At 59.7% G+C, this 22,829-nt stretch carries 21 protein-coding genes; 13 read left to right on the top strand and 8 right to left on the bottom strand.

Annotation, left to right across the window (positions count from 1 at the left end; genetic code table 11):
- Positions 1-123 precede the first annotated feature (123 nt).
- From HNE_RS17975 to HNE_RS08940, 6 genes are all read left to right on the top strand, one after another.
- Positions 124-1,356: a septal ring lytic transglycosylase RlpA family protein gene (locus HNE_RS17975; protein ID WP_011646819.1), complete on the top strand. Its 1,233-nt coding sequence runs from the start codon at positions 124-126 to the stop codon at positions 1,354-1,356.
- 117 nt (positions 1,357-1,473) lie between these two features.
- On the top strand, positions 1,474-2,628 hold the full coding sequence (locus tag HNE_RS08960) for a D-alanyl-D-alanine carboxypeptidase family protein (protein WP_233351886.1): 1,155 nt from the start codon (positions 1,474-1,476) through the stop codon (positions 2,626-2,628).
- Positions 2,621-3,280, top strand: a complete 660-nt coding sequence (gene tmk / locus HNE_RS08955; RefSeq protein WP_011646817.1) for a dTMP kinase — start codon at positions 2,621-2,623, stop codon at positions 3,278-3,280. The genes HNE_RS08960 and tmk overlap by 8 nt, the downstream gene beginning before the upstream one ends.
- On the top strand, positions 3,277-4,212 hold the full coding sequence (locus HNE_RS08950; protein WP_011646816.1) for a DNA polymerase III subunit delta': 936 nt from the start codon (positions 3,277-3,279) through the stop codon (positions 4,210-4,212). The genes tmk and HNE_RS08950 overlap by 4 nt, the downstream gene beginning before the upstream one ends.
- A gap of 10 nt (positions 4,213-4,222) precedes the next feature.
- Entirely contained in the window at positions 4,223-4,999 is a 777-nt protein-coding gene (locus HNE_RS08945) for a TatD family hydrolase (RefSeq protein ID WP_011646815.1), read from the top strand.
- Complete coding sequence (locus tag HNE_RS08940) at positions 4,996-5,799, top strand: MBL fold metallo-hydrolase (protein ID WP_011646814.1); 804 nt, start codon at positions 4,996-4,998, stop codon at positions 5,797-5,799. The genes HNE_RS08945 and HNE_RS08940 overlap by 4 nt, the downstream gene beginning before the upstream one ends.
- 306 nt (positions 5,800-6,105) lie before the next feature.
- Here HNE_RS08940 and HNE_RS18375 read toward each other — a convergent pair whose 3' ends face one another.
- Entirely contained in the window at positions 6,106-7,119 is a 1,014-nt protein-coding gene (locus HNE_RS18375; protein WP_233351885.1) for a flavin reductase family protein, read from the bottom strand.
- Positions 7,120-7,356: 237 nt separating this feature from the next.
- Entirely contained in the window at positions 7,357-8,937 is a 1,581-nt protein-coding gene (gene guaA, locus HNE_RS08930; protein ID WP_011646812.1) for a glutamine-hydrolyzing GMP synthase, read from the bottom strand.
- An 88-nt stretch (positions 8,938-9,025) separates the two neighbouring features.
- On the opposite strand from guaA, the gene HNE_RS08925 reads away from it, so the two are divergent.
- A complete protein-coding gene (locus HNE_RS08925; RefSeq protein ID WP_011646811.1) occupies positions 9,026-10,102 on the top strand; it encodes an aspartyl/asparaginyl beta-hydroxylase domain-containing protein in 1,077 nt (358 codons plus the stop codon).
- A gap of 3 nt (positions 10,103-10,105) precedes the next feature.
- On the opposite strand, the gene HNE_RS08920 is transcribed toward HNE_RS08925, so the two are convergent.
- Positions 10,106-11,413, bottom strand: coding sequence for an RsmB/NOP family class I SAM-dependent RNA methyltransferase (locus HNE_RS08920; protein WP_011646810.1), 1,308 nt, complete (start codon positions 11,411-11,413; stop codon positions 10,106-10,108).
- Between the two features lie 74 nt (positions 11,414-11,487).
- Between HNE_RS08920 and HNE_RS17965 the strand changes: the two genes are divergently transcribed.
- A complete protein-coding gene (locus tag HNE_RS17965) occupies positions 11,488-12,102 on the top strand; it encodes a GNAT family N-acetyltransferase (protein ID WP_049755094.1) in 615 nt (204 codons plus the stop codon).
- Between the two features lies 1 nt (position 12,103).
- Here HNE_RS17965 and guaB read toward each other — a convergent pair whose 3' ends face one another.
- From guaB to HNE_RS08895, 4 genes are all read right to left on the bottom strand, one after another.
- A complete protein-coding gene (gene guaB, locus HNE_RS08910) occupies positions 12,104-13,561 on the bottom strand; it encodes an IMP dehydrogenase (protein WP_011646808.1) in 1,458 nt (485 codons plus the stop codon).
- A 62-nt stretch (positions 13,562-13,623) separates the two neighbouring features.
- Entirely contained in the window at positions 13,624-14,034 is a 411-nt protein-coding gene (locus HNE_RS08905) for a GFA family protein (protein WP_011646807.1), read from the bottom strand.
- 24 nt (positions 14,035-14,058) lie between these two features.
- Positions 14,059-14,763, bottom strand: coding sequence for an RlmE family RNA methyltransferase (locus tag HNE_RS08900; protein ID WP_011646806.1), 705 nt, complete (start codon positions 14,761-14,763; stop codon positions 14,059-14,061).
- Positions 14,756-15,862 (bottom strand): Ppx/GppA phosphatase family protein, encoded by a 1,107-nt coding sequence (locus HNE_RS08895; RefSeq protein ID WP_035591187.1) that lies wholly within the window; start codon positions 15,860-15,862, stop codon positions 14,756-14,758. The genes HNE_RS08900 and HNE_RS08895 overlap by 8 nt, the downstream gene beginning before the upstream one ends.
- A 174-nt stretch (positions 15,863-16,036) precedes the next feature.
- Between HNE_RS08895 and hspQ the strand changes: the two genes are divergently transcribed.
- On the top strand, positions 16,037-16,366 hold the full coding sequence (hspQ, locus tag HNE_RS08890) for a heat shock protein HspQ (protein WP_035591258.1): 330 nt from the start codon (positions 16,037-16,039) through the stop codon (positions 16,364-16,366).
- 40 nt (positions 16,367-16,406) lie between these two features.
- Here hspQ and rfaE2 read toward each other — a convergent pair whose 3' ends face one another.
- Positions 16,407-17,867: a D-glycero-beta-D-manno-heptose 1-phosphate adenylyltransferase gene (rfaE2, locus tag HNE_RS08885; protein WP_011646803.1), complete on the bottom strand. Its 1,461-nt coding sequence runs from the start codon at positions 17,865-17,867 to the stop codon at positions 16,407-16,409.
- A gap of 156 nt (positions 17,868-18,023) precedes the next feature.
- Here rfaE2 and HNE_RS08880 point away from each other — a divergent pair, with 156 nt between their 5' ends.
- Genes HNE_RS08880 through HNE_RS08865 form a run of 4 tightly spaced genes read left to right on the top strand, consistent with a single transcriptional unit; the run spans position 18,024 to position 22,826 of the window.
- Positions 18,024-19,481 carry a cryptochrome/photolyase family protein gene (locus HNE_RS08880; RefSeq protein ID WP_011646802.1) on the top strand — a complete coding sequence of 486 codons (1,458 nt, stop codon included), beginning with the start codon at positions 18,024-18,026 and terminating at the stop codon, positions 19,479-19,481.
- Positions 19,478-20,794, top strand: a complete 1,317-nt coding sequence (locus tag HNE_RS08875) for an NAD(P)/FAD-dependent oxidoreductase (protein WP_011646801.1) — start codon at positions 19,478-19,480, stop codon at positions 20,792-20,794. Before HNE_RS08880 ends, HNE_RS08875 begins: the two co-directional genes overlap by 4 nt.
- The gene (locus tag HNE_RS08870; RefSeq protein WP_011646800.1) at positions 20,791-21,600 is read left to right on the top strand and encodes a DUF1365 domain-containing protein; all 810 of its coding nucleotides are present in this window, start codon (positions 20,791-20,793) and stop codon (positions 21,598-21,600) included. Before HNE_RS08875 ends, HNE_RS08870 begins: the two co-directional genes overlap by 4 nt.
- A complete protein-coding gene (locus tag HNE_RS08865) occupies positions 21,597-22,826 on the top strand; it encodes an SAM-dependent methyltransferase (protein ID WP_011646799.1) in 1,230 nt (409 codons plus the stop codon). The genes HNE_RS08870 and HNE_RS08865 overlap by 4 nt, the downstream gene beginning before the upstream one ends.
- Positions 22,827-22,829 lie beyond the last annotated feature (3 nt).

Below are 22,829 nucleotides of genomic sequence, written 5' to 3'. Positions count from 1 at the left end.
GGATTACCTTCAGGCGTTGACGGGGATTCCACCATCACGTGGTAAACACCAGTCTGAAAGCGGTAGAAAACCGCCCGGACCACCGAATGTGATCCGGTACTCAGAATGAGGAGATTAGCGGTCATGCCGTTCAAACGTTCGACTTTTGTTGGCCGGTCCAGGGTTGCCCTTTCGGTTCTCGCTTTTGCCTGCGCGCTCTCCGCGACGGCTGAAGCGGGATCGCGTGGGGCACCTATCGTCTACAAATCGGACGCGATGAATGGGGCTGCGCCTTCCTTCCAGACCGCGCAGGCACCTGCGCGGGCTTCGGCGCCCGCCAAATCCGCGCCGATCGACAAGGCAACTGCCCGCATTGAATTCCGTTATCCTGACTCACAGCCTGCTGTGGGCCAGCCGGTTGCCGGCGAGTTCAAGACGGCATCGGCCCAATCGGGTCCGATCGCGGCATCCACGCGTGAAAGTGCTTATTCAGAAGCCCCTCAGATGATTGCGCCGGCACCGCCGGTTGTTGAGGCGGTTTCGCTTCAGGCGATGCCGGAACCGGCCGGGCAGGGGATGGACTACACGCCTCTGAAACCAGTGGTGGAGGCCTCTGCCCCCGCTGACGTAAACGCCGCCTTCGCCGAGACCGGTATTGCGATCGTCTATGGTGACGAGTTTGCGGGCCTGCCGACGGCCAATGGTGAAGTTTTCAGCCAGACGGAACTGACTGCGGCCCACCCCAGCCTGCCGCTGCCGAGCCTTGTGAGCGTTACCAATGTCGACACCGGGCGCGAAGTGGTTGTTCGGGTGAATGATCGCGGCCCGTTTGAGGATGGCGCCAATGTGCAGCTTTCCCGCAAGGCGGCAGAAACGCTCGGCATGAACGGAGCAGGGAAGGGCAATGTGCGCCTTCGGTATCTGAGCCCCGCGCCTGTCGTTGCCACCCGCCCTGCCGCGAAGACTTCCAGCGCGCCTGCTCTGCTGCGTGAGAGCCCCGTGGCTCAGCCGGCTGTTTCGCAAGCCGTGTCGGCGCCGGTTGCTGCCGAGGACGAACTTCTTGGCGGCGGCGCCTCTGCGCCGCGCCTGATGTCGATGACGGTTGCGCCTCCAGCACCGGCCTACACGGCCCCGGCGAGTGCGACCGGCGACGTTTTCGTTCAGCTCGCTTCCTTCTCCGACATCGGAAATGCCGAAGCCTTGCTTCGGAATGTGGAAGCCTCTCTCCCGGTCGAGATCGTTCCGGCGCGGGTGAATGGTGCTGACTTCTTCCGTGTGCGCGTTGGCCCCTTCCAGGACCATGCCGCAGCCGAGCAGATCCGTGCAAATCTCTCTTTGAACGGCACGGCGGACGGCCGGATCGTCACCGGATATTGAGGAACCCTCAGCGCGCCCATTGACGCTGACCACAAACCGGCCCTTTTTCCTGCCTATACAGTGCAGAAGGCCGCTGAATATCCTGCGGCCACCTGAACGGCACAGGAGAAAGACATCGTGGTTCCCTTTCGCAAGGTGTTTGCGGCCCTACTGACCCTCGGAGCGCTCAGCGGCGCCAGCGTATCGGCTCAGATGATCGACACGCCGGCGGAGTATGCTGTGATCATGGATCACGCGACCGGCAAGATCCTCTATTCCAAGCGCGGCGATGAGCCGATGACGCCCGCTTCGATGACCAAGATGATGACAGCCTTTGTCGTCTTCGAGCTGATCGACCGCGGCGAACTCTCGCTGACCGACAAGTTCACCGTCAGCGAAGATGCGTGGCGGCGCGGCGGCTTCCCTTCCGGTACGTCCACGATGGGCCTGGTGCCCAAGGATACGCCGACGGTTGAAGAACTGCTTCATGGCGTGATCACGATGTCCGGCAACGATGCCTGCATTGTGCTGGCGCAGGGCATTTCAGGGTCTGAAGAAGCCTTCTCCCGCAGAATGACGGAAATGGCCCACGAGCTTGGGCTGTCTTCGGTCAATTTCGTCAACACGACCGGGCTTGAGGGCGATGGACATGTCGTTTCCGCCGAAGACCTCGCCCGGCTCGCCAAGATGACGATCGACAAGTATCCGCAATATTATGAGTGGTATTCGCTGCCCTCTTATACCTGGCGCGAATACACGCAGGCCAACCGCAATCCTCTGCTCGAGGTTGCCGGGGCCGATGGCCTCAAGACGGGGCATCTGGAATCTTCCGGCTATGGTCTGACAGCGTCGGCTGTGCGCGATGGCGTGCGGCGCACGATCGTCGTGAACGGGCTGCCGACCATGGCGGCGCGCGCGCAGGAGAGCGAACGCCTGATGCGCGTCGCCTTCCAGAGCTTTGACCTCAAAACCATCGGGCCCGAAACGCTGGTATTGCCAGATGTGGAAGTGTGGCTGGGAGAGGCCCGTGCTGTTCCGGTTTCGCTGGCAGAACCGATCGAAGTGGCCGGACACAAGGCTGCCTTTTCCAAAGCCAATGTCGAGATCGTTCTTGATGGGCCGGTGAAAGCGCCTCTGAAGAAGGGCGATCAGGTCGGCCGGCTGGTGATCACGATGGAAGGTTCTGAGCCTACCGAAGCCCCGATTATCGCCGAGGCAGATGTGAAGAAGCTGGGATTTGTCGGCATGGCGCTTGAGGGTGTTCGCACGTTTATTTCCAGCAGCAATGACTGATACGGCTGCTGGTCACTTCATCACGCTGGAAGGCGGTGAAGGCACCGGCAAATCGACGCTGGCCAAGGCGCTTGCCCGGAAGCTGGAGGCCCACGGCATTGGTGTGGTCGTCACGCGAGAGCCTGGCGGCACGCCGCTGGCCGAGGCTGCGCGGCAACTGTTGCTGCACCCTCCGGAAGGGGAGGCGTGGTCGCCTCTGTCCGAAGCGCTGCTGGTCAATGCGGCGCGGCGAGACCATCTGGAAAAGCTGATCCGGCCAGCCCTGGCGCGTGGTGACTGGGTAATCTGTGACCGGTTTGCCGATTCAACGCGCGTCTACCAGTCCATTGAAGGCGGCGTTGATGTCAGCGCCCTCCTCTCGATTGAACGTGAAGTTCTGGGAGATACCGTGCCGTCCATGACCCTGATATTGGACGTTTCGCTCGACGTGGCCAGTAAGCGCCGCACGGCGCGCGCCGGCGCGCTCGACACGTTCGAGCGCAGACCAAAAGCTTTTCATGAGGCGGTGCGCGCGGCGTTTCAGGACATTGCGAGATCCGAACCCGCCCGGTGCCGGTTGATCGATACGGATGTGACGCCTGATCAGGTGCTCGATGCCGCGTGGAAACAGGTCGCCACGCTGTTGCAGAACGCGAGGACCGCCGCGCCATGAGCCCCGCGCTGCCTCTGTTCGGGCATGAGGCGGCCGAGGCCGCGTTCCTTTCGGCGCATCGCAGTGGCCGATTGCACCATGCCTGGCTGATCGAAGGTCCGTCAGGCGTTGGCAAAGCGCGGGTTGCCGAGCGCATTGCGGCGTATCTGCTGGGCGCGCGTGGCCCGGCGGCGGCGCCTTTTGATGCGCCTGCTGACGACCCGGTTATGCGCGCCATTCTTGCCGGAAATCATCCTGACATGAATGTCCAGCGCCGCGAGCTCAATGATAAGGGCAAACTTACGCAGGACATAACCGTTGAGCAGATCCGCCAGGTGGGTCACTTCTTTTCGATGAAACCGGCAATGGGCGGCTGGCGCGTCGGGATTGTTGACGCCATTGATGAGGCAAACCGCAACTCGGCAAACGCCTTGCTCAAGACCCTTGAGGAACCCCCGGCGCAAAGCATCCTGTTGCTGGTCAATCATCGATCCAGACCGATCCTGCCGACAATCCGGTCCCGCTGCCGCGTGCTGCAGCTTTCGGTGCTGTCTGCCGAAGACTGTGAGCGCGCCCTGGAAGCAGCGGGCGCGCCGCGCGAAGCGAGCGCATTGGCGAGGGGGCGACCCGGACTGGGGATGAGGCTGTCATCCGGCGCCGCGATGAGCGCATCCAGCGCGGCGCGCGCGCTGATAAAGGCCATGCCGCGGCCGCCGGACAAGCTTGTTTCTGCGGCGCTGAGCGCGGCCAGCGCGGGCCCGGAGGCTGAACTTGCATTCCGTGACGAGGTGCTGGACTGGGTTGCCGCGCGGGCCGAGACAGAGCCGAAGGCGGCCAAGGCGTGGCTGGGACTGGCGCGCCTTTCTGGCGATGCGGAGACCTTGAACATGGACGCCGCCCAAGTGGCCTCCAAGATAATCGCGGCGATGTATGACGCCGCCCCAGCCAAGTGAATGATCTTTGATGTTTGATACGCATGTAAACCTGCATGGCGAAGCTTTTGCAGACGATCTGCAGGACGTTCTGGGCCGGGCGCGCGAAGCGGGCGTGCGGCGGTTCCTGGCTATATGCGATCGGTTCGACAATTTCCCGGCCGTGCACGCGATTGCCAAAGCCGAGAACGACATGTGGTGCTCCGTAGGCACCCATCCTCACCATGCGAAGGACTTCACCAGCCTGACGCCTGAAATGCTGATCGATGCCGCTCAAGACGACAAGGTTGTTGCCATAGGCGAAACCGGGCTGGATTTTCATTACGGATACAGTCCGGAGAAGGAGCAGGTCGCAAGCCTGTTGACGCATATTGTTGCGGCCCGGAAAACAGACCTTCCGCTAATCCTGCACACGCGGGAGGCGGATGATCAGATGGCCGATATTCTTGAGACGGAGATAGCCAAAGGCGCATTCCGGCCGTTATTGCATTGCTACACTGGCGGTGAAGGCCTGGCGAAGCGCGCGCTCGCGTGTGGCGCATATTTTTCCGTATCGGGAATATTGTCATTCAAGAGCGCAAAGGATGTCCGTTCGGTTATGAGTGAGGTTCCCATGGAGCGGATCATTCTGGAGACGGATTGCCCTTATCTGGCACCTGTGCCGATGCGGGGACGGCGCAACGAGCCAGCGTATCTGGCCCATGTCGCAGAGGCGCTCGCAGCGCTTAAGGGTATGCCTGTGGATGAGGTCAAAGCGATTACAGAGGCGAATGCTCTGACGCTGTTTTCCAAGGTGAGCGTGGCGTGAGTGATGCACGGATCATCCTGCTGGGCACTGGATCTTCAGGCGGCGTCCCGCGTGTCGGGGGCGACTGGGGCGCGTGTGATCCGGCTGAACCGAAAAATCGCCGGAGGAGATGCTGCGCGCTTGTTCAGAGGTTCGGCGCGGGCGACGCGCTTACCAACATCCTGATTGATACGTCACCGGACCTGAGGGAACAGCTTCTCGAAGCGGAGGTGATGCATCTGGACGCCGTGATTTACACGCATGATCATGCAGACCAGTCGCACGGTATTGATGACGTTCGCGCGCTTGCCATTCGGCAGAGGCGCGCGATCCCTGTGTATTTTGATCCGTATGCCCGCAACAGTCTGATGACGCGGTTTGAGTATTGTTTCATTGGGGGGAAGGGCTATCCGGCAATTTTGTCGCCGCACACAACCGTCAATGAAGGGCAGGCATTCAGCGTCACCGGAGCAGGCGGCACTGTGGAATTCCTTCCTGTCTCGATGATCCACGGCCCCATTCCATGCACAGGTTACCGGATTGGAAATGTCGCCTATTGCAATGACGTTAATGAGTTGCCGGCTACCGCGCTCCGGCAACTTGGTGGGTTGGATGTGCTGATTATTGACGCGTTGCGTCACACGCCGCATCCGTCCCACGCGCACCTTGAGCTGGCGCTTGAATGGATCAAGGAACTCCGGCCCAAAAGAGCAGTTCTGACGAACCTGCATGTCGACATGGATTACCAGACGCTGCGCCGGACGCTGCCGGCGAATGTCGAGCCTGGGTTTGATGGCATGACGATCAGCATTGAAAGCTGATGGGCACCAGGGCGGATGGAGCCGGGCTTCCGCCGCCATTGCAAGAGCTCCAGAATCGCATCTGATTACAAGGCGCTATAAAGGCAGTGGCCGCTATAACCAAATTGCCCATAATATAGATTATGCGACTTGGACTATAAGCGGGCTTGGGATCACTGGGCTTAGTGGCTGACTGGATAGCTGACGGTGAAATGTAATCGGCGGGCGCGACCTTGGCTCGCGAACTGCCTGCATACCCCCTTCCCCTTCCGGGCATGGTGCGCGATGAGGCGTCCGGTCAGATCCTGTTAAGGATTTGGCGCAGGCTCAGGAGAAATGAAGGCGGCGGTACTTGCCGCGGAAATACAACAACGGATCACGGCGTGGCTCGAAGCGTGCGCGTTCGACCTGGCCTATGAGAATGATGTGATCCCCGCCGTCATGAACCGCATGGCGTGCGCACTCGAACGTCGCGAGGGATCCTGTCAGCACTGGCGTGCCGTTGAGGCCCGGTTCCCACGGCGTGGCTCCAAAGCGATCTTCATCGCGGCGCGAAAAACGGATTGAGGTAGGCTGCTGTCCAATATGGAGCACGTTTACTGCGAACGTCTCGGCTTCGCGAAACACTTCCGAGCTTGCTGCCGTTTTGGCGATGCAGGCGAGCAGCAATGGCGGATCAAGGGAGACAGACGTGAACGAGTTCGCCGTGAGCCCCACGGGCTGGCCGGAGGCATCGCTTGCCGTCATGATCGTAACGCCGGTGGCGAAGCAGCCAAGGGCGTCACGCAAGGTGCGGGCGTCTGACCCAAGGCGATATTCCGGCGTTGCGCGCGGAAGGCGCCGTTCCAGAAAGTCGATAAGGACCGCGCTGAAGGCGTCGAAGCACTCAACCTCTGAAAGGCTATCGTTTCCGCCGATTTCCACAGCCTCGGCGCCAGGGATGCTTTGGGCAATGCGCTCGATCCGTCTGGAACTTTCGCCAAGCACGCCGCCGATTATCAATGCCGGCAGGCTGTCTGGAATATGGTCCAGGGTTTCAGTGTCAGGAATGGATGGATCGATCAGAACGAGGCCTGTCGCCAGGAGTGTCGCGTCGTGACCTATGGCGCCGGCCGCCGCAGGTGCGTCGTCGGCTGCCGCCAGGATGACCGGTCGCATGGGAAGCTGGCTCAAGACGGCGCGAAGGCTTTCCCGTGTATATGTATTTGCATCTCGGGCGATGATCGAGGCGGACACATCAAACGGCGCGAGTCGAATGACCTGCCTGCCTGCTTTTATCAGCACGGTCGCCAGATCGTCCCAGAATCCCGACCCCTGCCCGGAATGCTCCAGAAGCACCACGGCGGGGTCATCCGGATTACCGGCGAACTGGCCCTGCAGAGCGAGACCACCCACTCCTCTGAACTGTGCCATCCTGGTCAAATCGCCAAACCCTTGAATCCAAATGCCTCATTTGCTCCGGCCATATGAGACATATACAGCGGCGGCGCTCGCTGGCCAGCCCATGGAGGGGTAAGCCGCCTTGGGGTGTCCGGCACCAGCCAGCGCAAGTTTTATGCCATCAGGCCGTCGGCGGCCCTATTCCCACTCGATCGTGCCAGGCGGTTTTGACGTTACGTCGTAGACGACGCGGTTGACGCCCTTGACTTCGTTTATTATCCGAGTGGCCACGCGCCCGAGGAAGGCGTGCTCGAAGGGGTAATAGTCAGCAGTCATACCATCAGTCGATGTAACGGCGCGAAGGGCGAGTACGGCTTCGTAGGTGCGTTCGTCCCCCATGACACCCACGGTGTTTACCGGAAGCAGAACGCTGAATGCCTGCCAGATTTCATCGTAAAGACCAGCCTTGCGGATCTCGTCGATATAGATGGCATCTGCCTTTCGGAGCGTGTCTGCTTTTTCCCGAGTGATGGCACCGGGAATGCGGATGGCAAGCCCTGGGCCGGGGAATGGATGGCGCCCAACGAAGGCCTCCGGCAGGCCAAGTTCGCGGCCGAGCGCGCGCACCTCATCCTTGAACAACTCGCGCAGCGGTTCGACCAGTTTCATTTTCATTCGCGCCGGAAGGCCGCCGACATTGTGGTGGCTTTTGATCGTCACGGACGGGCCGCCGATGGCAGATACGCTTTCGATGACGTCCGGATACAGAGTGCCTTGCGCAAGGAAATCCGCGCCGCCGATCTTGTTGGCTTCGGCATCGAACACATCGATAAAGAGGCCGCCGATGATCTTGCGCTTTTTTTCAGGGTCCGTGACGCCGTCGAGCTGACCCAAGAACAATTCGGAAGCGTCAACGTGCACCAATGGAATGTTATAGTGCTCACGGAAGAGGCTGACGACCTGCTCGCTTTCGCCAGCACGCATCAGTCCGTGGTCAACATAAACGCAGGTCAGCTGATCCCCGATCGCTTCATGGATGAGTACGGCGGCTACGGACGAATCCACGCCGCCGGAGAGACCGCAGATCACCCTGCCCTTGCCCACCTGATTACGGATTTTCTGGATCGCCTCGGCGCGGTAAGCTGCCATCGTCCAGTCGCCCTTGAGGCCTGCCACGCCGTGCGTGAAGTTTCTGAGCAGGCGCGCGCCGTGGGTTGTGTGGACGACCTCGGGATGAAACTGCGTGCCGTAGAATTTCCGTTCGGGATCAGCAATGACCGCATAGGGCGCGCCGGGGGATCTGGCGATTACGCCAAAGCCGGGCGCCATTTCGGCGACGTGATCGCCATGGCTCATCCAGACCTGCTCTGAATTATCGCCCTCGAACAGACCTTCCAGAATTGGGTCGGCCTCCACCTGCTCGATGAAGGCGCGGCCAAACTCCCGGCTGGTTCCGCTTTCTACCTTGCCACCGAGCTGGTGCATCATGACCTGTTGGCCATAGCAGATGCCGAGAATCGGCAGGCCGCTGTCGAAAATTGCCTGATCCGCGAGGGGCGCGTCTTTCCAGGTGACGCTGGCGGGGCCTCCCGACAGGATGAGGGCCTGCGGCCCGAAGGCAGCCAAGAACGCGCCGTCGACCTTGTTGAAAGGGTGTATCTCGCAATAAACGCCGCTTTCGCGCAGGCGCCGGGCGATCAACTGGGTCACCTGACTGCCAAAGTCGACAATCAGGACGCGCTCATGAGCTTTAAGGACGGAATCGGCTTGCTGTGTCATGGCCTCTATTAGCGGGGGTTTTCCTGTCGCGAAAGGCCGTCAAACGCGGCATTTGCCTATTTGGGCAGGAAGGCTTTAGCTAAGCGGCATGACCGCACCCCTTGAAACTGTTCCGCAACTTATCGCTCGTGCCCGCCAGGCCCTTCAGGCCGGTGGCAACCCTCAGATGGCTGTGGACGCCATCAATGAGGCGCTGAAGCAGGCGCCGAGAGATATTGGCCTGATCCTTTATCTGGGTGATGCGCACCATGCCGCCGGCCAAAAAAGCGACGCAGGGCATGCTTACGGGATAGGTCTGAAGCTTGCCGCACAGATCAATCCCGTCTCGATCCCGGATGGCATTCGTCAGGCATTGCAGCGGGCCGAAGCCCGGCGCGCTGAGTATTCAGCCGCGTATGAGAGCTTTCTACGCGCCCGCCTGCCCGGCAGTGAGAAGGAGACACGCTTCGATCAGGCGCTCGAAATTCTTCTCGGGCGCCGGCAGATATATGTTCAGCAACCGACGAAGTTCTATTTTCCCGGCCTGCCCCAGATACAGTTCTACGATACAGCCTTGTTTGACTGGGCGTCTGAGCTTGAGGCCAAGGCAGATCAGATCCGGGAGGAGCTGATCTCTGTGATGACGGAAACGGGGACGTTTTCGCCTTATCTGTCGGAGGAAGACACCGCCCGTCCGCATGTCCGGTCGCACACGTTGCAGGGCAGCCTGGATTGGGCTGCCTATTACATCTGGAAGGATGGAGCGCGTGTCGAAGACAATGCGCGCCGATGCCCGGTGACCGCAGCGGCCTTTGAGAACGTGCCGCTGGATTTCCTGACCGGTCAGGCGCCATCGGTTCTGTTTTCGAGATTGAAGCCGGGTGCTCATATTCCGCCTCACCACGGGCTGGTGAACACACGGCTCATCGGGCACCTGCCCCTGCTTGTACCCGGTCCGGCCTGGCTACGGGTTGGAAATCAGGTGCATCACTGGCAGGAGGGCCAGCTGGTGATCTTCGACGATTCCATAGAGCACGAGGCGAAGAATGAAGCTGACGAGACACGCGTGGTGCTGCTGTTCGACTTCTGGAAACCGGAAATCACGTTGAAGGAGCGCGAGCAGATTGCTGCGCTTACCGCCGCCATTTCTGACTACTCAGGAGATGCAATAGCGCGTGCGGACTGATCGCTAGGCGCTTCGCCGCAGGACAGCGAAGAAAAAGCCGTCCGTGCTGGCCCTGAGAGGTGTCAGCCGGACGCTGCCTGTCGGGCCACGATACTTCCGCACGATCTCGGCGCCGTGATCCGTCAAAAGGCCGGATGCGATGGCGGCCTCAGCGGCGTCTTCTTCCGTAAAGCGTGTATCTCCAGACAGAAACTCTGCGACGCGGTCCTCATCTTCTTCGATCAGGAATGAGCATGTCGCGTACAGAAGGCGGCCGCCGGGTTTCACAAATCGCGCTGCATCAATGAGAATGCCGCGCTGGTCTTCGATACGTTTTCCGAGCTGATTGGGTCTGACGCGCCACTTTGAGTCCGGGCGGCGGCGCCAGGTCCCCGTACCCGTGCACGGCGCATCGACAAAGACGAGGTCCATCTGCTCGACAAGCGGATCAAGACTCGTGCCTTCGCTCGGATGAACGAGTTGAACATTGTGGGTGCCCGAACGTTTCAGGCGCGGGACCAGCGCAGAGAGGCGTTTGCTGTCGATGTCATAGGCGAAGATCTGTCCCTTGCCGCCCATCGGAGCGGCAAGCGCGAGGGTCTTGCCGCCCCCGCCGGCGCAAAAATCCAGCACCTGTTCGCCCGGTTTTGCATTAGCGGCCGCTGCCGCGATCTGACTGCCGGCGTCCTGGACCTCGACCCAGCCTTTGGAAAAGGCGGGAATGTTTTCCAGCGAATCTTCCCGCTGGGTAGGGTCACGGGCGGGAATGTGAAACGCATTGGTGAGCAGTTTGGAGGGTTCGGCGCGCACGGTGTTGAGCGGCAATGCCGCCTTCTCAGTGTCCGTCTTCAGGGCGTTGACGCGCAGATCCACATCTGCGCGAACCGCCATGGCCTGCGCTTCAGCCACAGTATCTTCGCCGAACGCACGCTCCATATGCGGCGTCATCCATTCTGGGAAATCTCCCTGAACGTGGATGGGGGCGGCAAAGTCAGACGCATTCAGGAGGGCATCGCGCTCCGCATTGGTCAAAGGTGTGGGACCGTGTTCGTCGTAACATGCCTGTTCGATGTCAGCGGCGGGCCAGTCCCAGACAAACCGGAGCGTGCCCAGGACAAGCGCGCGCGGATCGGTGAAGCCCATACGCTGAGCTGTGGAATTGCGGCGCCGCAGGGTATCCAGAACGAGACCCGACACCCAGGCGCGATCCTTGGAGCCGGCATACCGCGCGCTCTTTCCCCAATCACGCACAGCAATTTTCACCGGCTGATGACGCTCCAGCACGTCTGTAAGGACTGAAATTGCTGCGCTGATGCGTCCGCCATTGCGCATGTTTCGGCTCTCCGGTTGCGAAAGCGAGGGTGTTAGCCTCCTATACGGCCAGAGGGAACAACAAAGGTCTGAAGATGCTGGATATTCACCTGCCTGAAGGAATGCGGGACGCCTTACCTCGTGACTGGAGAGATCTGGGCGACATTACCGGTGAAGCTTTTGTGGAAGATCCGGTCAATCTGTGGATTTTTGGGCAGCCTGAACCGTTGAAGCCCGTCTTTTCGCTTCTGGCGCGGCACCTCTACCTGACGAATGGGATCTGCCATATGGCCGGTGATGCGGGGGCCACGATGTGGTGCCTGTCCGACCGACGCAAGGAACTCGGCCCAGTTCCGACCCTCGCCCTTGTGTGGACCCTGATGCGACAGGGATCAAAAGGCGCTGCGAAACGCGGGATGATGGCCGGCGAAACGATGGCGCGGGAACATCCGCGCGATCCTCACCTCTACCTCTTCACGATTGGCACCCGCAAAGCGGCGCGCGGAAAAGGGCTCGGGAAACAGCTTATCACGCCGATGTTGATGGCCGCCGACAAGGCCCGCCTGCCCTGCTACCTGGAGAACTCAAACCCGGCGAACTCTGGTTTCTATATGAGCCATGGGTTTGAACGGATGAAGCTGTTCGAGCCTGGCCCAGGTGCCCCGCCACTTGAGGCAATGTGGCGGGAACCCAAGGGACTTTACGTTTAGGCTACCCCCTCGACAGGGAGTAGTTCGGCGCTTCGCGTGTCATCATCACGTCGTGGACATGGCTTTCGTTGAGTCCGGCGCCGGTGATCTGCACAAACTCGGCCTTCTGGTGAAGCTCGGCAATATCCTTGGCGCCGACATAGCCCATCGCGGCGCGCAGGCCGCCGACCATCTGGTGAATGATCGCGCCGACGGGGCCTTTGAAGGGCACCTGCCCTTCGATGCCTTCGGGCACGAGCTTTTCTGCGGCGGCGTCTTTCTGGAAGTAGCGGTCTGCCGAGCCGCGCGCCATGGCGCCGAGGCTGCCCATACCGCGATAGGCTTTATAGCTGCGCCCCTGGTAGAGGAACACCTCGCCGGGCGCCTCTTCAGTACCGGCGAACATGGAGCCCATCATGGCGGTCGACGCGCCGGCGGCGAGCGCCTTGGCGAAGTCGCCGGAGAACTTGATGCCGCCGTCTGCAATGATCGGGACACCGGAGGCCAGAGCGGCGGTCGCGCATTGTTCAATGGCGGTGAGTTGAGGAACGCCAACGCCGGCAACGATGCGCGTTGTGCAGATGGAGCCAGGGCCGATGCCGACTTTGACTGCGTCGGCTCCTGCGTCGATCAGAGCTTTGGTGGCTTCACCGGTGGCTACGTTGCCCGCGATGATCTGGACCGAGTTGGATATCTTCTTGGCGCGGGTGACGGCTTCGGCGACGGATATGGAGTGGCCATGGGCGGTGTCGATGATGATCGCGTCCGCCCCGGCCTCGATGAGCGCCATCGTTCGCTCAAAGCCTGCATCGCCCACAGTGGACGCTGCCGCAACGCGCAGCCGCCCGGCGGCGTCCTTGGCGGCGTGCGGGTGCACGGCGGCCTTGTCCATGTCCTTGACGGTCAGCAATCCGAGGCAGCGGCCGTCATGATCGACAATCACGAGGCGCTCGATCCGGTGTTTGTGGAGCAAGCGGCGCGCTTCGGCGGGGTCCATGTCCATTTGCGCCGTGACCACATTGCGGGTCATCAGGGTGGCGACCTTCTCGTTGAGGTCATCGGCGAAGCGCGTATCGCGGTTCGTCACAATGCCAAGCACCTTGCCGCTTTTCTCGACGACCGGGATGCCGGAGAAGCCCGTGCGTTTCTTGACTTCGCGAAGCTCGCCAAGCGTAGCGTCCGGGCTGATCGTGATGGGGTTCATTACCACCCCGCTCTCATACTTCTTGACCATCGCCACTTCGCCGGCCTGTTGTTCGATGGTCAGGTTACGGTGAATAACCCCGATGCCACCGGCCTGGGCCATCGCAATGGCGAGGCGGGCTTCTGTGACCGTATCCATGGCCGCTGAAAGCAGCGGAATGTTCAGCGGTATAGCTTTTGTCAGGAAGGTTGAGACGTTGACGTCTGCGGGCAATACCTCGCTCGCGCCGGGCTGCAGAAGCACGTCGTCGAAGGTGATCGCTTGTCGGATTTTCATGTGGGGAGCTCCCTTTTTGGCCTACTAAGGGAGTCGTGAAGGCTTGTGAAGTCCCCTCATGCTTACCTGCCGGGAAATCTCTCGAATGCAGGCACGCCCTCGGGGACCAGATGGAAAGGTTGCGCGTCGGCCGTCTGAAGAATGATCTGTGGGCCCTGAAATGCAGCCGGATCGTCAAGGCTGCCAACTTTCAGGATGATGGCCCCCGGCAAGCCGGACGAGCGCGTCAGGATCGGCGTTCCGCAATCGGGGCAAAACTCCCGTGTGGCGGCATTGGGCAGATCCTGCCGCGTGAAACCTTTGGGTGTGCCTTGCGTGAATTTGAAGGCGGCCTCCGGCATCGCAATGAAGTCGTTTCCCTCGCCGCCCGTAAAATATTGGCACTCGCGGCAATGACAACGCGCCCGCATTACGGGATCACCGCCCGCTTCATACCTGATGTTTCCGCAGTAACAGCCGCCCGTAAGTGCCATTTTGTCCTCCCGTTTCCGGTCAGACTAACGCCGGAAACCCTTGGCGACCACATAGATTTCCGGGCTTCCCGCGCGGCTAGCGGCGGGTTTGATGTGTTTTACCGTCCTGAAATGCTGTTTCAGCAGATTGAGAACATCTTTGGTGGCGCCGCCCTGGAAGACCTTGGCGCAGAAAGCGCCGCCATCATCGAGGTGTTCGATTGCGAAGGCGACAGCCATCTCGACCAGGGCAACAGTGCGGAGGTGGTCGGTCTGTTTGTGGCCGGTCGTGTTGGCGGCCATGTCAGACAGGATGAGGTCGGGTGTGCCCGAGAGCCCAGCCATCATTCTTGCCACATCGTCTGGGTTGTTGACGTCGCCTTCGATGATCGTGGCGCCTTCGATCGGGTCCAGCGGCAGAAGGTCAATGCCGACCACTTCTGCAGCGCCCTGCTGGAGCGAGACCTGTATCCATCCGCCCGGCGCGCAACCAAGATCGACCACGCGCATGCCCTTACGCAGGATTTTCGCAGCGGCGTCGATCTCGAGCAGTTTGTAGGCAGCTCTCGAGCGATAGCCTTCATCCTTGGCTTTACGGACGTAGGGGTCCTGAAGCTGGCGCTCAATCCAGCGTTTCGAGCTCTCAGTCCGGGCGTTGCGGGCAATGACCTTGCGTTCGGTCGACCGCCGTCCGGAATCCTGGCGTTCCGGCCCCGGTCCTTTCCACCGCCTTCTGTCGTCGTCACTCATTTGGAGCCTCCTGAGGGCTGGGGCGACCGCCGCGCCCTTTGCGCCGCCGGCTCCGGTTCTTGGGCTGACCATACATCATGGACAATAGAAGGCCTTCACGAAGTCCGCGATCCGCCACGCGCAGCCGCTTGCCCTCGAAAGCTTCCCATACGGCTTGCATGATCGAACAGCCTGCAAGCATCAAGGGCGCGCGCTCCTCACCGATGGTCGGAAGTTTCGCGCGGCCGGAGACGCCCAGCTCCCGGAGCAGATCAATGGTCGCGGCGCCCTCGTCGCGGCTCATCCAGGCACCATCCACCTTATCACGGCGGTAGCGGTCAAGCTTGAGATGGACCCCGGCCAGGCAAGTGACCGTTCCCGATGTTCCGATCAGATAGCCTTCGTCATCAGCAAGGCGCTGCTGCACATTGGCAAGGCCGGGCCAGGCAGCGACAATCTCGCGGGCGCGGTTCAGCATCAGCGGCCAGGCAGCGACTTCGTCATATCCCTGGAAAGCATCGCTCATGGTGACAACGCCTGTCTTGAGGCTTGTCCAGTCGATGATCTGCGCGCGGTTAAGCATGCCCTTGAGCCCCTGCCCGCGCGTGGCTTCGGCATCGAGAAGCGACAACTCCGTCGAGCCGCCCCCAATATCCACCACCAGGACGGACTTGGCAGGCGCAACGAGCAGATCATGGCATCCGATTGTCGCCAGCCGGGCCTCCTCCTTAGCGCCGATGACCTTGAAGGTCAGGCCGGTTTCGGAATGAACCCTCTGAATGAACTCCGGGCCATTCTCGGCTTTCCGGCAAGCCTCAGTCGCAATGCAACGGACCCGACCCACCCCATGATGGCGCAGTTTTCGCCGAATCGTGTGGAGGGCATCCAGCGCGCGCTCGATGGCCGCTTCTGACAAACGCCCAGTATCGTGGAGCCCCTCCCCCAGTCTGGCGATCTGGGAGTGCGAGTCCACGACGCGGAAGGTTTGCCCTCGCGGCTCCGCCACAAGCAGGCGGCAATTATTGGTGCCCAGATCGACCGCTGCATACAGCGGGCGACTGGTTTTGGGGCGAGCCTGCACACGTTTGGGCGGCTCTCCCCGGTCTTTTTTGTCAGCCATGGTGTGGCCCGAAAGGAAAACTTGGGGCAATGTCTATCACAGGAGCTGAAAATGACCAGTAGACGCGGCCGCACCGCATGGTTGAAAGATATATTCCGTAAGCGGGTGCGCCCGGCGGAAGCAGATCCTCTTTTGCTGACAGATGCAGTTGATACGCGGTACTTTTATAATGCGATTTCGCGGCATGAAGCCCGGTTCCAGATTGGGCAGGTTGTCCGGCACAAGCTGTTCCCTTTTCGCGGCGTGATTTTCGATGTCGATCCGCAATTCGCTAACACCGATGAATGGTATGACTCCATTCCGGAAGAAGTGCGCCCTCGCAAGGATCAGCCCTTTTATCACCTCTTCGCCGAGAACGACCGCACACATTACATTGCGTATGTGTCAGAGCAGAACCTCATTCCGGACGATTCTGATGTGCCCCTGAGCCATCCCGACATATCGGACTGGTTCACGATGAATGGCAGTGGCACTTACGAACTGAAGAAAGAGGCGACCAACTGATCCCTGCGGGTGTTCAGTCCCTTTTTTCCTATTTTTCGGCCTATTTCCCGGTTTCGCTTCGCGCGATGATTGCGGTGGTAGAATGGCCTGCGACCAGCGGCACAATCACGATCTCGCCGCCCCTGGCTTCAACGATGTCTGCGCCCACTATAGATTCACGCGTGTAATCTCCGCCCTTCACCAGCACATCAGGATTGAGGGCGGCAATGGCGTCCAGCGGTGTGTCCGTATCGAAGATAATCACGCCGTCGACTGCGCTCAGTGCCGACAGAACATCAGCCCGCGCCTGCTCGTTGTTGATTGGACGCAGCGGGCCTTTGAGGCGTTTGACAGAGTTGTCGGAGTTCAAGCCCACTACCAGCCTGTCGCAGTGCGCGCGGGCCTGCTCTATTACCCGGATGTGACCGGGATGAAGGATGTCAAAACACCCGTTCGTGAAGCCAATCTTCAGGCCGGCGGCGCGCCAGCGCTCGACCTGACCAATCATGGCATCCATCGGCAGCAGGCCCGCACGGCCAACCGGGCCTGCGACTGACAGCGCAGCCTTGATCTCTTCAGCCGACACCGTTGCTGTGCCTGCCTTGCCGACTGCGATGCCGGATGCGGCAATTGCCAGATGTACAGCATCCGACAGGGTGCCACCGCCCGCGATCGCCGTAGCGAGGGCTGCGAGGCTGGTGTCTCCCGCTCCGGACACGTCGAAGACTTCCCGCGCCCTGCCCGCTTCATGATGCACGTTACCGTCTTGACCGATATAGGAAATTCCACGTGCGGCTCGTGTTACAATGATCGCTTTGGCTGGCAGGGTGTCCAAGGCTTCGCGCAAGGCCAGAGCGGCCTCTTCATCGGTGCTGATGCTCCTATGCACCGCCGCCGACAGTTCGAATGCATTCGGTTTGAGAATGTCGACAGCGCCATAGCGGGCAAAATCGCGTCCTTTGGGGTCTGCAATGAGCGGGATATTCAGGTCGGCGGCCAGCTTCGTGACCGCCTTCAGCAGCCGATCTGTCAGAAGGCCCTTTGCATAATCGGAGATGAGGATAGCGGCCGATCCGGGGGCCTCTCGAGACAGAATACCGATAAGCTCCTCTTCTGTCGCTTCACTGACAGGAGCGACGTTTTCGGTATCGACGCGCAGAAGCTGATGCCCTCCGGCCACGAAGCGGCATTTCAGGGTTGTCGGGCGGCCCTTGGCCGTCACGAGCCTGACAGAAAGAGACAAATCCTGGTCAAATATGGACAGAAGTTCCCTTCCGGCGTCATCATCGCCGCAGGCACCGATTAATACGGGTTCCAGACCAAGCGAGGCGAGGTTGCGGGCAACGTTGGCAGCGCCGCCCGGCATTGACGCTTCCCGGCTATGGCGAAGAACCGGAACAGGCGCTTCGGGCGATATGCGATCCACGACGCCGTAAATGAAGCGGTCCAGCATCACGTCTCCGATGCACAGAACGCGCTTTCCGGCCGCACGGTCTAGAAGCCCTGAAAGTCGGGATGACATGTTGATGTGAGCCTCCGGGGGAAATGAAAGGTCTTGCCGACTGGCTATAACGGTTGACCTTCGCGAGTGAAAGCGATGCGCGCTGAAGGGTGATCCAATTGCCGATTCAAGGCGTAAGATCAAAGTTACAAAGCGTTTTCCAAAGCTGGTCTGTTCATGTCTTCTGCCTCGCCCGCAATTCTATGGTTCCGAGAAGATCTGCGCCTGACGGACAATCCTGCGCTCAACGCTGCGGTCAATAGTGGGCGGCCCCTGATATGCGTCTATCTTCGGGAAACCGGAGCCGGGGCGCCGCGGGAAATGGGCGGGGCAAGCCGTTGGTGGCTGAACAAGAGCCTCGCATCGCTTGGCGCTTCGCTGGAAGCCATTGGTGGCAAGCTCACACTCAGAACCGGGCCTGCGGAGAAAATCATCCCCGCGCTCGTTGAAGAGACAGGCGCAGCGGCCGTTTTCTGGAATCGGCGATATGGCTTGCCAGAACGGGAAACAGACGCAGCCATCAAGAAAACGCTGAAGGACAATGGCGTCGAGTGCCAGAGCTTCAACGGCCGCCTTCTCATGGAGCCGTGGGACCTGAAGACCGGTAGCGGCGGTTGGTACAAGGTATTCACCCCCTTCTGGAGGGCGCTTCAGGCGCAGTATAAGCCGCCCGCATTCATCCCCTCCCCCAAGAAGATTGCAGGGGCATCGGCTGAAACTGAAAACCTCAAGGACTGGGGCCTTCATCCGGAGAAGCCGGACTGGTCCGGCGGCATTGCAGCAGCTTGGGAGCCCGGCGAAGTGGGCGCGCAAAAACGGCTCGACGCGTTTCTGGATGGCCCCGTCAGCGATTATGTGGGCACGCGCAATCTTCCCGGTGTGTCGACAGGCACCTCAAGGCTATCACCACATCTGCGCTTTGGTGAAATAGGTCCGGCACAGATATGGCGCGCAGTCCGAGCGCGCCTCGAAGCGCAACAGGCAGACGAAGATTCTGCCCGTGTCTTCCTGTCAGAGATCGCGTGGCGGGAATTTTCTTACACGCTGCTTTATTACAATCCGGCGTTGGCTACCGAAAACTACAATAGCAATTTCAATCAGATGGCCTGGCGCAAGGACGATTCCGGATTCGCAGCATGGTCGCGCGGACAGACCGGATATCCCATTGTTGACGCTGGCATGCGCGAACTTTGGCATACCGGCTGGATGCACAACCGTGTCAGGATGATTGTTGCATCGTTTCTGACCAAACACCTTCTCCTCCCTTGGCAGCAGGGTGAGCAATGGTTCTGGGATACGTTGGTGGATGCCGACCCGGCTGCCAATCCGGCGAGCTGGCAGTGGACGGCGGGTAGCGGCGCAGATGCTGCCCCTTACTTCCGGGTGTTCAATCCAATTTCACAGGGACAGAAATTTGATGAGGACGGCGCCTATGTGCGCCATTGGTGCCCGGAACTTGCCGGATTGCCAGACAAGTACCTTCATGCGCCTTTCGAAGCCGATGCGCAGACCCTGAAACGTGCACGCGTCATGCTGGGCACGGACTATCCCGAACCGATAATCGACCACCCTGTAGGCCGGCAGCGCGCACTGGATGCCTATAAGGCCATGAAAGAGGAACAGACCGCCGAATGAAAAAAATTGCGATCATTGGCGCAGGCATCTCCGGATTGGGCGCCGCGTGGGCACTTAAGGACACAGCGGATGTCACCCTGTTCGAGCAGGATAAGCGCGCGGGTGGCCACGCCAACACGCACGTATTCGACTATGACGGGCACCCTACTGCGGTGGATCTTGGCTTCATCGTCTATAACGCGCGGAATTATCCCAATCTTATTGCCTTCTTTGACGAGCTGGGCGTTGAAACGCAGGCTTCTGATATGAGCTTCGCCGTTTCAGACCCTTCAGGTTGGGAGTGGGCTTCTACTCTGCCCGGCCTGTTTGCCCAGAAACGCAATCTTCTGAACCCGGACTTTCATCGTTTCTGGCGGACGATCCTCAAGTTCAACAACACGGCGCGCGCAGAACTTTCGGCCGGCCTGGTGACTGAAACATCGCTAGGCGCGTGGCTGGATCGCCACTGCTATGATGAAGCGTTCCGGAAAAATTACATCCTCCCTATGGGCGCCGCGATCTGGTCGACACCCGAGCGTGAGATGCTCAACTATCCCGCACAAAGCTTCTTTCAGTTCTTCGACAATCACCGCCTCATGCACAAGGAACGCCCCAAATGGCGTACCGTCACCGGTGGAAGCCAGAGTTATGTGAAAAAGGCTGCAGACGGACTAGATGGACGCCTCAGATCTGGCGTGCGTGTTGAGAGAATAAGCCCGTTTGGCAGCCGGACCTCTGTCCATCTCGATAATGGGCACACAGAGATATTTGACGAAGTAATCCTTGCCGCGCATTCAAACCAGGCGCTGGCGCTGGTTCAGGACCGGTACGAAGACCAGGCATTTCTGCTGCGCTCTGTCCGGTATCGCCCTAACAGTATCTGGCTGCACCGCGACCCGGCCCTGATGCCAAAGCGAAAAAGCGCATGGGCGAGCTGGAACGTTCTGAAGCAGGAAGGCGACGATATTTGTCTCACCTATTGGATGAACAGGTTGCAAGGGATAGATTCCTCACGCCCGCTTTTCATCACGCTGAATCCGGCGACACCGCCGAAAGAAGAATACACGTTTCTCCACTACACGCTTGACCATCCACAGTTCGACACGGCCGCAGAAGCGGCTGTGCGGGGCCTGAACCGCATCCAGGGCAAGGATAATCTTTGGTTTGCCGGGGCATGGATGGGCCGAGGCTTCCATGAGGATGGCCTGAAGTCTGGCCTCTTCGCGGGGTTGTCACTAGGTGGGAAAGTCTCTTGGGACGTGCAGGGAGTTGAAACGCAGTCTCCAAAAAAGGACCCTGTTGTGGTATCTATGTCAGCAGAGGTATCTGCTTGATCACGCCCGCCCTCCGTCTCTGGACTGGCAAGACGGTCCATCACCGCTTTTCCCCTTTCGAGCGGCGGTTCGCCTATAACATTTTCCTGATCGATCTTGATATTGACCGGCTGGCAGCCGCGGATGGGGTTTCGACCCTGTTTCGCATCAACCGCCCTGCCCTGTTTTCCTTCCGGCCAGAAGATCATGGCGCGAAAACTGAAGGTGCAGCTCTGCGGCCATGGGCAGAGAAAATGTTTGGGAAAGCGGGCGTCGAATTATCCGGGGGCCCAATCCGCCTCGTAACGTTTCCGCGACATCTCTTCTACAAGTTTGCGCCAATTTCACTTTGGTATGGCTACGGACCAAATGATGACCTGCGTGGCATCATCTACGAAGTCAACAATACCTTTGGAGAGCAGCATTGTTATGTGGCGCACGCCAACTCTACGCGGTCACAGCATGAAGCCGATAAGTCGTTTCATGTGTCACCCTTCATGGATATATCTGGCCAGTATCGCTTCACGCTTCGCGCGCCGGATGAGAAGCTGATGGTGACAGTAGAAAATTGGGAGAACCGCGAGCGCACGCATATGGCAAATATAAACGCGCTGCAGCTACCGGCAACCTCCGCCTCCCTACTCCGCCAAGCGGTCGCGCATCCTCTGTCGTCTGTAGGCGTCATGGTTGGCATTCACTGGCAGGCTTTGAAGATATGGCTGAAGGGCGCGAAATATCGGCGGAAGCCTCCGCTGCCAGCCCCCGCCCTGACCATTGCCAGCACTATATCAGATCCAGTCTCAATCCGCCGCGGAGAGCCAGTATGAGTAACACTATCATCGCGTCTCCCAGCACGATCAGAACACTGAGCGGTGTGCCTGCTTCTTTCCGGATTGCGGCGCTATTGCTGCTCCGAACAGAGTATGGACAGCTTTCATTCCTGTTTCCCGATGGACGCGAACTTGTATTTAAAAACGCGCAGGAGGGCCCCATAGCGGTCATAGAAGTTCACGACTATGCGTTCATCAAAATAGCTATGGCGGGCGGGGATGTCGGTTTCGCCGATGCTTATATTGATGGGCTCTGGTCGACGCCGGATCTGACAGCCGTATTGCGTTTCTTTTCAGCGAACTTTGAAGCGGCCGGACAACTTGCACGCGGAGGATGGATCGTCCGATCAATGAATATGCTGCGGCATATGTTTGCCCGGCGCAATTCCCGCGAAGGCGCCAAGAAGAACATCATGGCGCATTATGATCTGGGGAATGAGTTTTACGCTCAGTGGCTTGATCCCAGCATGACGTATTCTTCAGCGTTGTTCGAGAGCCCGAACCAGTCTCTGGAACAGGCACAACTCAACAAATATCGCGAAATTTGCGATCGCATCCATGCCGGACCGACCAGTGAGATTCTGGAGATCGGATGTGGATGGGGCGGTTTTGCTGAGTATGCCGCCAAGCACCGCGGATCGAAGGTTACCTGCCTTACCATATCGCCGTCGCAACGTGATTATGCGGCTGCCAGAATGCAGCGCGAAGGACTGAGCGAACGTGTTGATATTCGCCTGGAGGATTACCGGGACCACAAGGGAGCATATGATGGGTTGGCTTCCATTGAAATGTTCGAAGCCGTCGGGGAAGCCTACTGGCCGAGCTATTTTGCCAAGGTGTTCTCATCCTTGAAATCAGGAGGCCGCGCCGCGCTGCAGATCATCACCATCGATGACACGCTGTTCGACCGCTATCGTCAGCGTGTTGACTTTATCCAGCAGCACATCTTTCCCGGCGGTATGCTGATCAGCGAGGAAGTGTTGAAGCAGCAGTTTGCCAGAGCAGGCTTGCGCCATGATGGCGTGAGCTATTTCGGACAGGATTATGCGCGCACATGCCGGGAATGGGGCCGTGCCTTTAATGGGAACTGGGATGAAATCCGAACCCTTGGATTCGACGAACCCTTCCGGCGGCTATGGAACTTCTATCTCAGCTATTGCGAAGCTGGCTTCAGCGACGGCCGGATAAATGTCGGCCATTTCCAGGTAACGCGGCCGGCCTGAGGG

It is taken from the genome of Hyphomonas neptunium ATCC 15444 (assembly GCF_000013025.1).
Classification (GTDB): Bacteria; Pseudomonadota; Alphaproteobacteria; order Caulobacterales; family Hyphomonadaceae; genus Hyphomonas; species Hyphomonas neptunia.
Note: the sequence above shows the minus strand (reverse complement) of the source record. Positions and strands in the feature narration are given on the sequence as shown.